Here is a 12,854-nt window from a genome sequence, read left to right as displayed (position 1 = left end):
AGCATCAACGATCGGTCAAAGGAGCTCGCCATGTCCGTGGACAGTTTTTCCTCACATCGGCACGATGACGCGGTGCGTCTCGATTCACGCCGTGCAGCCGTTGTCGTCATCGATATGATCAATGAATTCTGCAAGCCCGGCGGGGCCATGGTCCTGCCTGGGTACGAGACGCTGGTCGGGCCGCAACTGGCCGTGATCGAGGCCGCGCGCGCCGCCGGCGTGCCGGTGATCTGGGTCCATGACAGCCACCGGCCGGGCATGCGACGCGAGCGCGAATGGCTGAAGCGCACGCCGCATTGCCTGGACGGAAGCTGGGGGCCGGAGATCATCGAGGATCTCGGCGCCCGCGATGATGAGATCCATGTGATCAAGCGGCGCTACTCGGCCTTCTTCCAAACCGACCTCGACCTGACGCTGAAAGACATGCAGATCGATCAGTTGATCATCTTCGGCGTGGTCACCAATATCTGTGTGCGCTCGACCGTCCACGATGCCTTTTTCGAGGGCTATGAGGTGGTGGTGCCAAGCGATTGCTGCGCGGCAACGGGACCACGCGAGCAGGAAAGCTCGTTGTATGACATAGCGACCCATTTCGGCGTGGTCAGCGATTCGGCTGATGTCGCCGCAGCCCTCCGCGACGGGACATCGCTTCAACCAGCGAGGGTTGCGGCTTGAGCTTTTTCCGGCCGGCGACATCCAAGACAGCGGCGATAGGAGTCCGGTGTGACGACTGAAAAGAAACCGCAATCCAAAAAAGGCGAAACGCCGGGAGGCGATGCACCCCTGAGCCGCGAGCAGGTGCTGCAGCAGTACGCCGAGACCGGCTATGAACTGGACCGCCACCCGGCGCACGTCATCCGCCGGGCGCATCAGCGCGCGACGTTGCGCTTCCAGCAGGTCATGGCCGGCGAAGACCTTTCGCCAACGCAATTCGCGGCGCTCGCCACGATCCTCAAGCATGGCGAAGTTTCGCAGAACCATCTCGGCCGGCTGACGGCGATGGACCCATCGACCATCAGCATCGTCATGCGCAAACTGCTCAAACACGGGCTGATCACGCGCAGCGCCTCCGAAACCGACCAACGCCTGACGATGATCGCGCTGACCAGCAAAGGGACCGACTACACGCTGGAGCGGCTCGAACGCAGCGTCGAGGTCGGGCGGCGGTTCCTGTCGCCGCTCTCACCGGCCGAGCAGGCGACGCTGCTTCGCCTGCTCCAGCGCATCAACGACGACGACCCATCGAATGGCGACGGCGGCAAATAAGCCGCGTCCAGTCCTTTTTTCCATAACAGCAAAAGTGAGAACCGATGTCGTCCGACCTCCAGTCGTCTGCCAACACGCTCGTCGTCCGCAATATCGGTCTCATGCTGAGTGGCGATCTCGCACAACCGATCATCGACGCCGACACCATCGTCGTGACCGATGGACGCATATCAGGCATTGGCAAGGCAGGCGACATTGATGGCGGCAGCGCGGCGACGATCATCGATGCGATGGGCTGCGCGGTCGCGCCGGGTCTTATCGACAACCACGCCCATCCGGTGGCCGGCGACTGGACGCCTCGGCAGAACCAGATCGGCTGGATGGATTCGACCGTGCATGGCGGCGTCACCACCATGATCTCGGCGGGGGAAGTCCACACGCCGGGCCGACCGCGCGACCTTGTCGGGCTGAAGGCGCTGGCGATCGCTGCCCAACGCACCTTCTCCAACTTCCGTCCGAACGGCATGAAGATCCTGGCTGGGGCACCGATCCTGGAACCCGGCCTTACCGAGGAAGACTTCCGCAGTCTCGCCGAGGCCGGCGTGACGCTTGTCGGCGAGGTCGGGCTTGGCGGCGTCAAGGATGGGCCGACCGGCCGGCAGATGATCGCCTGGGCGCGCAAATACGGCATGACCTCGATGACCCACACGGGCGGCCCGTCGCTGCCCGGCTCCGGCCGCATCGGCGCGGATGTCGTGCTGGAGGTCGACGCCGACATCGTAGCCCACGTCAATGGCGGGCCAACCGCCCTGCCCGACGCGGAAATACGGCAGATCTGCGAGAAGGGCTCGAGGGCGCTTGAAATCGTCCATAACGGCAATTTGCGCACCGGACTGTTCGTGCTCGACCTGGCAAGGCAGCGCGGCGAACTTTCGCGCGTCATCCTCGGCACCGACAGCCCGGCCGGATCCGGCGTGCAGCCACTCGGCATCCTGCGGATCCTCACCATGCTGGCTTCGCTGGGGGGTATTGCGCCGGAAGTGGCGTTCTGTCTTGCCAGCGGCAACACGGCGCGCGTGCGCAGACTGGACGATCGCGGTTTGATCGAGGTCGGTCGCGCCGCCGACCTGATCTTCATGGATCAGGCGATTGGCGGCGCCGGCGACGGGCTGCTCGACAGCGTGGCGCTCGGCAATCTTCCAGGCATTGGAATGGTCGTCATCGACGGCGTGGTGCGGACCGGCCGGAGCAGAAATACGCCTCCGGCGCTCCGGGTGCCGGAAATCCTGGCGGCCTGACGGTCAGCCGACGCCGTCAATCCCGACAATCTTGTCCTTGGTCAGCCCGCCGACGCGCGGGTGCGGCCTGCCGGAATCGGTGACGGCGATAGCGACGACGATCTCGTCGGCACGCGGTGCGTCGGGAACACGAACCTCCATGCCGTCGAAATGGCTGCGCACCCGCGCCGCATCCTTGTGACCGAGCGGAATATCGAGCGACACGCCGAGGCCGCCGCGCTTCTTCGATGAAGGAATGAGCGCGGCGCCCTTGCCAAGCACATCGCGGAACGGGGCGCCGAGCTTTGGATGAAGGATGGCGGCGGCATGTTCGAGCTCGCCATCGGCGCCGACGGCGGCGGCCTTGCCGAAGCTCTCGACCCGGTCGCCGGCAATGCCCAGAGCAGCGACCGCGCGCCTGGGCAAGATATCGCCCAGGGCTTCGCCTATGGCGCTCAGTGCCGACAGCTCCTCGACATAGGTACCCGCATAGGGGTTGCGGATCACCGCAATGGCTGCGGCACGCCGCGTCGGCGGATCGACGGGCCGTCCGCCTTCGATCCGGGTTTCCTCGACGATGGTGATGATGCGGCGAATTTCCGGGCTCATCGCAATCCGTCCTCGCCCTTGATGTCGGCGGCAGCAAGGCCGCCGACCCGTGCATGGACGCGTGCGCCGGTGGTCATCGCCAGGATGACCGCCATTTCGTCGCCGCGCGGCGCATCGGCAATGCCTATCTCGATCGCATCGAAATGGCTGCGCACATAGGAGGCGTTTATGTGCGTGATCGGGATGTCGATGCGCGTTCCGGGGCCGCCGACCTTCTTGGTCGAAGGCACGATCGCCTTGGCATTGCCGAGCAGTTCGCGCATCGCATAGCCCCCCGGATTGTGCCAGAGCGCGCCATGTTCAAGCTCGCCGGTGGCGCCGACTATGGCACCCTTGCCATAGCCTTCGATGGCCTGGCCGCCTTCACCAATGGCGTCGATCAGGCGCCGAGCCATATCGAGACCGAGCGGCTTCAGGTCTTCCATGAAGCCGGTGATCTCCTCGACATAGCGTCCGGCAAAAGGGTTGGCAATGACCGCGACGACCGCGCCTCGCTTGAGCGGGCGTGCCGCGTGGGGTCCGCCCTCATGGAATATCTCTTCGACCTGAACCAGAAATTTCCTGACCACCACAGCCGGCATTGTTTCGCTTCCTTCATCCCGTCGTTCATGAAACTCATTAGAGTATCAACAATTATGCCCGTCGACATTTGTCAAGCGCAGACGTCGAGCACGTGGGCGAAGGGCCAAGAAAACTGCATCGGATGACGATTGACAGCCTGTTAAGCCGCTCCTAAACTCATATGACCATCAACGAAATCGCCGTTGTCCCGGCGATATGTGGGGGATGGTCAAAGCGTGGCTTGAAAAGCTGAAAAAAGCTGAAGGGGAATGACATGAAAAGGGCGCTCAAGAGTTTATTTCTGGCCGGCACGATGCTTGCCATTTCGTTCGGACCGGCCGCCGCGCAGGCCAAGGTTTCCGTGGCCGCCATCTCGGGATACTTCGCACAGGGTTTTGGCGTTTCGATCGTCAACGGCCTCAACAAGGCCAAGACCGATTTCGGCATCGACCTCAAGCTGGTCGACACCGGCAATCGCGCGCTCGACTACCAGCAGCAGTTCGAGAATCTTGCCAAGGGCAAACAATATGACCTCATCTTCGTGATGGGCTGGGAACTGGTGGACTCGCTGCAGAAGGTCAGCGCCGAATATCCTGACCAGCGCTTCGTGTTCATCGATGGCGTCCTCGACAACCCCAAGATGATCTATGCCAATTTCGCCGAGGAGCAGGGATCCTTCGTCGCCGGCGCGCTTGCCGGCATGATCGAGGCCAAGGGCACCGCCTTCGACAAGATCGGCGACGGCAAGGCGATCGGATTTGTCGGCGGCCGAGATATCCCGGTGATCCGCAACTTCCTGGGCGGCTACGAGCAAGGCGCCAAATATGCCGCGCCCGACGTCAAGGTAAACTCCGTCTTCGCCGGAACCTTCGACGACCCGGCCAAGGGAAGCGAACTTGCCCAGGCGCTTTACGGCCAGGGCTCCGACATTGTCTACAACGTCGCCGGCCCGACGGGTGAAGGCGTGATGCAGGCAAGTGCCGCGGTCGACAAATATTCGATCGGCGTCGACATCGACATGTGCGGCTCGGCTCCCGGAAATGTGCTCGCCAGCATGCTGAAGCGCGGCGACATCGCCGTCTACACGCTGATCAAGGACGAGGTCGAGGGCCGCAAGATCACCGCCGGCACCCGCACTTTCGACCTCGCCTCGGGCGGTGTCGAGGTCAAGGTCTGCGATGATATTGCCCCAAAGATCCCCGCTGACGTGACCGCCAAGCTGGACGAGATCAAAAAGGGCATCGTCGACGGCAAGATCGTGATCGCCAAGGCAAAGTAAGCCAACAACAGCGCCTCCCTCCCAAGAAAGCGCTACACTGATCCGCCGCGGCTTGCCGCGGCGGATCAGCGTCCAATCTGCGAGAGCCACGTTGTCGAACACGCCGGGGTCGCCGACCCTCCACAGCAATGCCGCGATGGCCGTCGAGTTGACTGGCATCACCAAGCGTTTTGGCGCATTCATCGCCAATGACGGCATCGACCTTGCGGTCCGCCGCGGCGAGATCCACGCCATCATCGGCGAGAACGGTGCCGGCAAGACGACGCTGATGAACATCCTGTTCGGCCTCTTGCAGCCGGACGAAGGCTCGATCCGGCTGAACGGTGAAGAGATCGTGATCGCCGATCCGTCCGTGGCGATAAAGGCCGGCCTCGGCATGGTTCACCAGCATTTCAAGCTGGTTCCCTCGCTCTCGGTTGCCGACAACGTCTTTCTCGGTATGGAAATCCGTCGCCATGGCCTGATCGACCACGCCGCACAAATTGCGCGCACGCGCGACCTGTCGAAGCGCTTCGGCCTGCAGGTCGATCCGACCGAGCGCGTCGGGCTGCTCTCGGTCGGCATAGAGCAACGCATCGAAATCCTGAAGGTCCTGGTGCGCGGCGCGCGCACCATCATCCTCGATGAACCGACCGCCGTGCTGACGCCGCAGGAAAGCCGTGAACTGTTCCAGACACTGCGCAGCTTCGTGGCCGAAGGCATGACGGTGATCTTCATTTCGCATCACCTGGAAGAGGTGATGGAAGTGTCCGACACGGTGACGGTGCTGCGCAACGGCAGGAAGGTGGCGACCCGGCCGACGGCCGAGCTCAGCAAGGACGAGTTGGTGCACATGATGGTCGGCCGCGAGGTGAGCTTCGACCGCCGGCCGCGCGCTTCGCTGCACGGCGACGTGGTGCTCGAAGTCAAGGATCTGTGGGCGCGCGACGATCGCCTGCTGCCGGCTCTTCGCGATGCCAGTTTCACCGTCCGCTCCGGCGAGGTGGTGGGGATCGCGGGTGTGGCCGGCAATGGACAGACGGAGCTGGCGGAAGTGCTTTCGGGCTTGCGACCGGCAAGCCATGGCGGGGCGTGGCTGAAGGGCCGGAATCTCACCGCGCTCTCCCCCGCCGCGATCCGCCAGGCAGGCCTCGCCCATGTTCCAGGCGACCGCATGGTGCGCGGGGTCGATCGCAACGCTTCGATAGCGGCCAACACCCTGATGGGCCGCCAGCACCGCGCCCCATGGAGCCGCGCCGGCATGCTCAACTGGAATGCCATAAATCAAAACGCCGAAACGCTGATCAAGAGCTTCGATATTCGCGCGCGCGGACCGGGCGATGCGGTCAAGCGGCTTTCGGGGGGAAACATCCAGAAGGTCGTTCTGGCGCGCGAATTCACCAACGGCGCCGATTTCCTGCTGATCGACCAGCCGACGCGCGGCGTCGACATCGGCGCCCAGGAGGCCATTCATGACGAGATCATGCGCCAGCGCGCCGCCGGCCGCGCAATCCTGCTGATTTCCGTGCAGCTCGACGAACTGGCCGCCCTTGCCGACCGCATCCTGGTGATGTTCAACGGGCGGATCATGGGCGAGGTCGCCGGCGACGATGCCGACGAGGAGCGCATCGGCATGATGATGGCAGGCGTGGCCACGCCGGAATTCGCCGCGGAGACCGCATCATGACAGACCATTTGCGTGCCGTTTCCGGCCAGGTGATCGCCATCGGCGTGGCGCTGCTGATGGGCGCGATCATCATCCTCATGGTCGGCGAAAGCCCGGTGCGTGTGTTCATGACGCTGTTGCGCGGCGCCTTCGGCGATCAGGAGAAGATCGCCGGGACCTTGCTGCAGACGACGCCGATCCTGATCTGCGGTGTCGCCGCCTGCATCGGCCTGCGCGGCGGCATGTTCAACGTCGGCATCGAGGGCCAGCTGTTCCTCGGCGGCTTCGCCGCCGCGTGGGTCGGCTTTGCCATGCCCCTGCCCGCAGGCATCCACACGCTGGCCGCGCTGGCGCTGGCGGTCGTGGCAGGCGCGGCCTGGGTCGCCATCCCCGCCTACTTCCGCGCCCGCTACAACACCAACGAAGTCGTCTCGACGATCCTGTCGAACTACGTGGCGGTGCTGCTCACGTCCTACTTCACCATCTTCCTGTTCAAGCGGCCGGGTGGCTGGTCGGAGACGCCGCCGATCCTGGCGACATCCTATCTGCCGGAGATCTTCACCTTCTCGCGGTTGAACTGGGGCCTGGTCATTGGCCTGGTGCTGGCGGTCGGCGCAGCCCTTGTTTTCCGCTACACCAAATGGGGTTACAGCGTCACGATGGTCGGTTCGGCGCCCAAATTCGCCGAATATGGCGGCGTCAACGTGAAACGGCAGGGTTTCCTGGTCCTGCTGCTTTCAGGGGCCGTCGGCGGGCTGGCCGGCGGCGTCGAGACGCTCGGCGTCCATCACCGCTTCATGGAAGGATTTGCTCCCGGTTTCGGCTTCGACGGGCTGATCGCCGCCCTGCTCGCCAATGGCTCGCCGGTCGCCACCATCTTCACCGCACTGTTCTTCGGCGCGCTGCGCAACGGATCGCTGCTGCTTGAGGTCGATACCAGCGCGTCGCGCGAGATCATCACCGTGATCCAGGCGCTGATCATCCTCAGCGTGTCGGCCCAGGTGCTTGTGAGAAAGCGTGGCGACAGCCAGGCAGGGGAGCGGCGATGGAAATTCTAGACAAGCTGGTCAACGTCGCGCTGATCGCAGCGACGCTTCGCACCACCGCGCCCATCCTTCTGGTCGCGCTTGGCGGCTCGTTCACCACCAAGGCCGGCATCTTCAACATCGGTCTCGAAGGGCAGATGCTGGTCGGCGCCTTCTTCGCCGTCCTTGGTTCGATCTGGACCGGTTCCGCACTCGCGGGCGTCGCCTGCGGCGTCGCGGCGGCGCTCGTCTTCGCCCTGATTTTTGCTGTCCTGGTGGTGAGTTTCAAGGCCAATGAAGTGGTCGTCGGGCTGGCGCTCAACATCCTGGCCGGCGGCATGACGATCTCGCTGATGAAAGCGATCTTCGGCACGCGCGGTTCGATCGTCGGTCACGGCATCGTCGGCCTGCCGAAAGTCCAGCTGCCCGGTGCGCGCGACCTTCTCGGCTCGTGGGCGCCGCTGATCTCCGGCTTCACGCCGCTCGTCTATGTCGCCTTCATCGCCGTGCCGCTGCTGGTCGTCTGCTACAACCGGACGCGGCTCGGCCTCTATATCCGCGTCGTCGGCGAAAAGCCGGAAGCCGCCGAGGCGCTCGGCATCTCGATCACCCGCGTCCGCTACATCGCGTCCCTGCTGTGCGGATTGCTGGCGGGCCTCGCCGGCGCTCACCTGTCACTCGGCTACATCACCATGTTCACCGAAAACATGTCGTCGGGCCGTGGTTTCATGGCGGTGGCGATCCTGATCTTTTCCAACGGCGATCCGCTGAAGGTGCTGGCGGGTTGCCTGCTGTTCGGCTTCGCCGATGCTTTTTCGTTGCGCCTGCAGACGTTCGGCTATCCGTCCTACCTGGTTCTCACCGTCCCCTATGTCGTCGCGCTGATCGCATTGTTCGCGCTGTCCTACCGGGCGCGTCCAAGGATCATCGCCGAGACGCTGGAATCGATGCGCAAGCTGCTGTCGGTAGACAAGAACACGGAAGCCGGCGGCAAAAATCCCCAGTGAAGGAAGCCTTTATGGAACGCATAATCCTCGACGTGGATTCGGCCGGCGACGATATTCTCGCCGTGCTGTTCGCGGCGATCAATCCCAGGCTCCGGCTCGAGGGCGTGACCACCGTGACCGGTGCGGCCGGCCCGATCGAGCAGGTCACCAACGTCGTCCTCAACACGCTGACGCTCGCCGGGCGTGACGATATCCCGGTTCACGCCGGCGCGTGGCGGCCGATCGTCGGCAATGCCAAGGCCGACATGGAGGCGCCGGTGCATTTCGAAAAACGGCTCGTTGCCCGTTTCGGCGATCGCCTGAAGAAGTTCAACCCGCCGGCGCCGACGCCGGTGCGGCAGGCGACGTCGGGACATGCGGTCGATTTCATCATCGAGACGGTCATGGCCAATCCGGGCGAGATCACGCTGGTGACGACCGGCCCGTTGACCAACGCGGCGATGGCGCTGTTGCAGGAGCCGGGATTGACCGGTGCACTGAAGCGGCTGATCGTGCTCGGCGGCAATTTCCAGACACCGGGCAACATCACACCCCTGTCGGAGTACAACATCTGGGCCGATCCGGAGGCCTCGCGCATCGTGCTCAACGCCGATGTCGAGAAGATCCTCGTGCCGCTCGACATCTGCGAGGACAACCGCGTCGCCGATTCGATGCTGACCCGCGACGACATCGCCGACATGCAGGCCGTCGCGAGGGACAATCCGGTCCTGGAGATGATCGCCGACAGCTTTCCGATCTACATCGACATCTGGCGCGAATTCTTCGACCTCGTCGGGTTCCCGATGGACGACGTGATCACCGTGGCGCTGGCTTTCGATCCCGGCCTGGCGACGATGACCGAGCCGCTGTTCGCCGATGTCGTGCTCGATGGCAGGCTGGCGCGCGGCCAGACCGTCGCCTATCGCGGCCGGCAATTGCTGCCAGGCGGCGGGCCCAAGACCACCCGCATCTGCACCGGCCTCGACGGCCGGCGTTTCCTCGACGGCTTCAAGAAAACCATAGCGCGCTACGAGCGGGCGGCGTGAAAGACGACATGATGACCAAGCCAACTCCTATCCTGTTCGACTGCGACCCCGGCCACGACGACGCCATTGCGCTGGTCATGGCGCATCGCTCGCCGGCCATCGAACTCCTCGGCGTCACCACGACCTGCGGCAATGCGGAGGTCGAGAAGACGACCGCCAATGCCTTGCGCATCCTGGAATATATCGGCGCCGGCGACGTGCCTGTCGCGCAGGGCTGTCACCGCCCGCTGGCACGCCCGCTGGTGCTCGGCACCGCCGATGGCCCGAGCGGGCTCGAGGGCTCGCCCTACCTGCCGCAGGCGACGATCAAGCCGGTTGACCAGCACGCCGTCGATTTCCTGGCCGACAGACTGCGCGCCGCGCCCGAACCGATCCTGGTCGTTGCCACCGGCCCGCTCAGCAATATCGGCCTGATGATCCTCAAGCATCGCGACGTGCTGCCCAAGATCAAGGAGCTGATCTGGATGGGCGGCGTGTTCTACCGCAAGAGCGAGATCATCACGCCGACCGAGTTCAACGCGTTCTGCGACCCCGAAGCGCTGAAGATCGTTCTGGACAGCGGCGTGCCGATCCTGATGGTCGGCCTCGACGTCACCATGCAGGTGCTGATCGAGGCGCCGCAATATGCCGAACTCGCCACCATCGACACGCCGCTCGGCCGGCTCGTCAACGACTGGCTGCTGTTCTACGAGAAGCTGCACCGCAACTCGATGGGCGTCGGCGGGGCCATGCACGATCCGCTCGCGCTGGCACTGGCCATCGACCCGACATTGGTGCGCACGCGCCCTGCCCATATCGGCGTCGATCTGTCCGGCACCTACGCCTTCGGCGCGACCATCGCCGATTACTGGGGCGAGCGCGGTGAAAAGGACAATGCTCGCATCGCCCATGAGGTCGACGCGGACCGCTTCTTCAAGCTGATGTTCGATCTGCTGCGGGACTGAACGGAGCGCCCCAGCACCGGCAGCGTTTCACGATAGGAATTTTTTCTTGACTCCCTGCCCTCAGCTATGGTACATTTTTGCCTATGGTGCAGAGTTGCGCCGTGGCCCGCCGCACAGGCGGGTTTTTCGTTTGATGCGTCAAATCTCCCGCGCGACGAATTCAGCCGCGCGAGCTGTCGAGGTCAGTTGAGCTGGTTGAGAATTCCAGAACTGCTCGCCAGTACCAAACTCCTGTAGATCAGGAACGCCAGCGTACAGATCGCGGCCAGCGCGATCGGCACGCCGAATGGCACCACGCCCTTGCGATCCAGATGCTGCACGACAAGCCGAAAAGCGCCCGCGGGCAGCATGAACGGGTTTTTCACGATCACCGCGGTTGCCAGGGCGAAAACCAGAAGCAGCACTGAAAACACCGCGAGATCGCTGCCGCCGATCAGGAATGGCACGACTGCCAGCAGCTTGACATCGCCGGCGCCGATCTTGCGCAAGGCCCAGAAGGGGAAGAGCGCGACGAACAGCAGAAGTCCGGCGAGAGCGCTCAGCCCCATGTCCCACCACGATCCGGACTGGAGCGACAGCAACAGCAGGCCCCCGGCGCCCAGGCAGAGCAGCAGCAGCACGTCGCGATTGGAAATCTTCTGGGTGGTGAAATCGAGCCAGCCAATCCTTGCCAGCAGAGGGATGGCGAGCACCTTCAGCAGCAGCGCCTCGACCAGCAGCATGCTAGCGCTCGACGTTCTGCACGCTTGACGACAAAAGCTTCAGATTGTTGGCGACGGTCGGGTCGTTGGGCGCCAGTTCGTAAGCCTTGAGGAAGTTCGAGCGCGCATCCTGCAGCTTGCCGCGCAGCAGGTAGGAATAGCCGACATTGTTGTAATATTCGGGCGTCGCGCCGACCAGCTTGAACGCCCTGGCATAGGCCTTGTCGGACAGGTCGAAGCGGTGGATCCGGTCGGTGCAGGCGGCCAGCCCCATCCAGGCGTTACCATCATTGGGCGCCAGTTGCGTCGCCTTGAAGAACAGCGCGCCGGCATTGCCGTAATTCTCGGCACGGAACTGGTTCTTGGCTTCGGCGACAGCCTGGTCCGAGGCATAGTATTCGACATCGCTGACCGTCTTCAGCCCGTCGAAAGCATCGCCAAAAGACGTCAGGTCGCCTTTCGACGGTTCGTTGGTGCGAACGACACCGTCGGTTACGTCCGCCGTCTGGCAGCCGGCAAGCACCGCCATGAGCAGACAGGCCGCGGCCGCGATAACCCTCTTCATAAATTGTGTCCCCTGGCCCCCCGACTCACATTAGGATAAAATCATATAGCAAACTAGAAGAAAATGCCTTTCATCCGGATGATGACCGGCAACATTATCACCATCATAACGACTGGGAAGATGCAGAGGCCCAACGGAATCATCATCTTCACCGGGAGTGCATTGGCGCGCTCCTCGGCACTCAGAATTCTCTGACTGCGCATTTCGGCGCTATAAACACGCAGGGCATCGGTAAGGCTGGTGCCGAGTTCTTCCGATTGCCGGAACAGCACCGCCAGTGCCCTCGCCTCCTCAAGACCGATGCGATCGGCGAGTTCCCGTAGTGCCTCCCGCAACGGCTTGCCGGCACGCAACTGCAAATTCATGATCGACAGCTGTATTCCCAGCCATTTGTGGGTGGCAGCCATTTCATGACTGACACGTTCGACCGCCGCCTCCAGGCTCATACCGGCATCGGCGCAAGTGATCATCATGTCCATGAAGTCGGGAAAGGCACGGCGATAGATTCGTTTCTGACCGTTCTCGAAGCGATCGAGCATGATGCTCGGAATCACCATGCAGGCCAGGCCAAACAGAGCAGATCCAGCAAAGGTTATGAAACCTGGCAGTTGTGGCGGAAGTATCCGAGACAAAAGCGCATAGATGGCCAAAAACCCCAGGCAGACCGCGACCAGACGGGACAGAGTATAAAGCAGTGGCGCGCTTGATTTATAAAAGCCGGCGCGAAAGAGCTTCGCTTCCAAAGCATTTGGCTCATCGCGTTCCTTCTCGATCGACTTGAAATATGCGTCGACCGGCCGCTGCGCCGCAACCTTGGCAAGCACGTCTTGTCCAAGCATGGACCGGCGGTCTGTAATTCCCTCCCCTATCAAGCTCTGCGCGACAAGCTTTCGTGTTTGCAGAGCCGGCAAGAAGACAAGCGCACCGAACAGGAAAAAGGACGCCGCCGCCGCAAATACGACGATAGACACCAAGAAACCAATATCCTGAATATATGGAGACAAGTTATT

General features: G+C 63.1%; 14 protein-coding genes. 9 read left to right on the top strand and 5 right to left on the bottom strand.

Annotated elements, in window-relative coordinates; all coding sequences use genetic code 11:
* Positions 1-30 precede the first annotated feature (30 nt).
* From NKJ67_RS27325 to NKJ67_RS27315, 3 genes are read left to right on the top strand one after another with little or no spacing between them, the layout of a single operon-like run.
* Complete coding sequence (locus tag NKJ67_RS27325) at positions 31-675, top strand: cysteine hydrolase family protein (protein WP_352584273.1); 645 nt, start codon at positions 31-33, stop codon at positions 673-675.
* Positions 676-723: 48 nt separating this feature from the next.
* Positions 724-1,266 (top strand): MarR family winged helix-turn-helix transcriptional regulator, encoded by a 543-nt coding sequence (locus tag NKJ67_RS27320; protein ID WP_352584271.1) that lies wholly within the window; start codon positions 724-726, stop codon positions 1,264-1,266.
* Between the two features lie 44 nt (positions 1,267-1,310).
* Positions 1,311-2,504 (top strand): amidohydrolase family protein, encoded by a 1,194-nt coding sequence (locus NKJ67_RS27315; RefSeq protein WP_256746077.1) that lies wholly within the window; start codon positions 1,311-1,313, stop codon positions 2,502-2,504.
* Positions 2,505-2,507: 3 nt separating this feature from the next.
* On the opposite strand, the gene NKJ67_RS27310 is transcribed toward NKJ67_RS27315, so the two are convergent.
* Both NKJ67_RS27310 and NKJ67_RS27305 read right to left on the bottom strand, forming a co-directional pair.
* A complete protein-coding gene (locus tag NKJ67_RS27310; RefSeq protein ID WP_352584268.1) occupies positions 2,508-3,092 on the bottom strand; it encodes an amino acid synthesis family protein in 585 nt (194 codons plus the stop codon).
* Positions 3,089-3,673, bottom strand: coding sequence for an amino acid synthesis family protein (locus NKJ67_RS27305; protein ID WP_127396267.1), 585 nt, complete (start codon positions 3,671-3,673; stop codon positions 3,089-3,091). The genes NKJ67_RS27310 and NKJ67_RS27305 overlap by 4 nt, the downstream gene beginning before the upstream one ends.
* A 254-nt stretch (positions 3,674-3,927) precedes the next feature.
* On the opposite strand from NKJ67_RS27305, the gene NKJ67_RS27300 reads away from it, so the two are divergent.
* From NKJ67_RS27300 to NKJ67_RS27275, 6 genes are all read left to right on the top strand, one after another.
* A complete protein-coding gene (locus tag NKJ67_RS27300; protein WP_127267638.1) occupies positions 3,928-4,932 on the top strand; it encodes a BMP family lipoprotein in 1,005 nt (334 codons plus the stop codon).
* A gap of 136 nt (positions 4,933-5,068) precedes the next feature.
* Positions 5,069-6,598, top strand: a complete 1,530-nt coding sequence (locus tag NKJ67_RS27295; RefSeq protein ID WP_502905242.1) for an ABC transporter ATP-binding protein — start codon at positions 5,069-5,071, stop codon at positions 6,596-6,598.
* Positions 6,595-7,635: an ABC transporter permease gene (locus tag NKJ67_RS27290; RefSeq protein WP_127319584.1), complete on the top strand. Its 1,041-nt coding sequence runs from the start codon at positions 6,595-6,597 to the stop codon at positions 7,633-7,635. Before NKJ67_RS27295 ends, NKJ67_RS27290 begins: the two co-directional genes overlap by 4 nt.
* Complete coding sequence (locus NKJ67_RS27285; protein ID WP_352584262.1) at positions 7,623-8,609, top strand: ABC transporter permease; 987 nt, start codon at positions 7,623-7,625, stop codon at positions 8,607-8,609. The genes NKJ67_RS27290 and NKJ67_RS27285 overlap by 13 nt, the downstream gene beginning before the upstream one ends.
* 11 nt (positions 8,610-8,620) lie before the next feature.
* On the top strand, positions 8,621-9,634 hold the full coding sequence (locus tag NKJ67_RS27280; RefSeq protein WP_352584260.1) for a nucleoside hydrolase: 1,014 nt from the start codon (positions 8,621-8,623) through the stop codon (positions 9,632-9,634).
* Positions 9,631-10,578 carry a nucleoside hydrolase gene (locus NKJ67_RS27275; protein ID WP_352584258.1) on the top strand — a complete coding sequence of 316 codons (948 nt, stop codon included), beginning with the start codon at positions 9,631-9,633 and terminating at the stop codon, positions 10,576-10,578. The genes NKJ67_RS27280 and NKJ67_RS27275 overlap by 4 nt, the downstream gene beginning before the upstream one ends.
* Positions 10,579-10,760: 182 nt before the next feature.
* On the opposite strand, the gene NKJ67_RS27270 is transcribed toward NKJ67_RS27275, so the two are convergent.
* From NKJ67_RS27270 to NKJ67_RS27260, 3 genes are read right to left on the bottom strand one after another with little or no spacing between them, the layout of a single operon-like run.
* A complete protein-coding gene (locus NKJ67_RS27270; RefSeq protein ID WP_352584256.1) occupies positions 10,761-11,300 on the bottom strand; it encodes a prepilin peptidase in 540 nt (179 codons plus the stop codon).
* 1 nt (position 11,301) lies between these two features.
* Positions 11,302-11,844, bottom strand: coding sequence for a tetratricopeptide repeat protein (locus NKJ67_RS27265; RefSeq protein ID WP_352584254.1), 543 nt, complete (start codon positions 11,842-11,844; stop codon positions 11,302-11,304).
* A 53-nt stretch (positions 11,845-11,897) separates the two neighbouring features.
* On the bottom strand, positions 11,898-12,818 hold the full coding sequence (locus NKJ67_RS27260) for a type II secretion system F family protein (RefSeq protein WP_502895170.1): 921 nt from the start codon (positions 12,816-12,818) through the stop codon (positions 11,898-11,900).
* Between the last annotated feature and the right edge of the window lie 36 nt (positions 12,819-12,854).

It is taken from the genome of Mesorhizobium sp. M0088 (genome assembly GCF_040322895.1).
In the GTDB taxonomy this organism is placed as follows: Bacteria; Pseudomonadota; Alphaproteobacteria; order Rhizobiales; family Rhizobiaceae; genus Mesorhizobium.
This window is presented reverse-complemented; position numbering and strand designations above follow the sequence as displayed.

Excerpts from the sequence above, each read along its gene's own strand:
- NKJ67_RS27300 (WP_127267638.1), top strand. The coding sequence starts at position 3,928 with ATGAAAAGGGCGCTCAAGAGTTTATTTCTGGCCGGCACGATGCTTGCC.
- NKJ67_RS27295 (WP_502905242.1), top strand. The coding sequence starts at position 5,069 with ATGGCCGTCGAGTTGACTGGCATCACCAAGCGTTTTGGCGCATTCATC.
- NKJ67_RS27310 (WP_352584268.1), bottom strand. The coding sequence starts at position 3,092 with ATGAGCCCGGAAATTCGCCGCATCATCACCATCGTCGAGGAAACCCGG.
- NKJ67_RS27285 (WP_352584262.1), top strand. The coding sequence starts at position 7,623 with ATGGAAATTCTAGACAAGCTGGTCAACGTCGCGCTGATCGCAGCGACG.
- NKJ67_RS27325 (WP_352584273.1), top strand. The coding sequence starts at position 31 with ATGTCCGTGGACAGTTTTTCCTCACATCGGCACGATGACGCGGTGCGT.
- NKJ67_RS27315 (WP_256746077.1), top strand. The coding sequence starts at position 1,311 with ATGTCGTCCGACCTCCAGTCGTCTGCCAACACGCTCGTCGTCCGCAAT.
- NKJ67_RS27265 (WP_352584254.1), bottom strand. The coding sequence starts at position 11,844 with ATGAAGAGGGTTATCGCGGCCGCGGCCTGTCTGCTCATGGCGGTGCTT.
- NKJ67_RS27290 (WP_127319584.1), top strand. The coding sequence starts at position 6,595 with ATGACAGACCATTTGCGTGCCGTTTCCGGCCAGGTGATCGCCATCGGC.
- NKJ67_RS27270 (WP_352584256.1), bottom strand. The coding sequence starts at position 11,300 with ATGCTGCTGGTCGAGGCGCTGCTGCTGAAGGTGCTCGCCATCCCTCTG.
- NKJ67_RS27280 (WP_352584260.1), top strand. The coding sequence starts at position 8,621 with ATGGAACGCATAATCCTCGACGTGGATTCGGCCGGCGACGATATTCTC.
- NKJ67_RS27305 (WP_127396267.1), bottom strand. The coding sequence starts at position 3,673 with ATGCCGGCTGTGGTGGTCAGGAAATTTCTGGTTCAGGTCGAAGAGATA.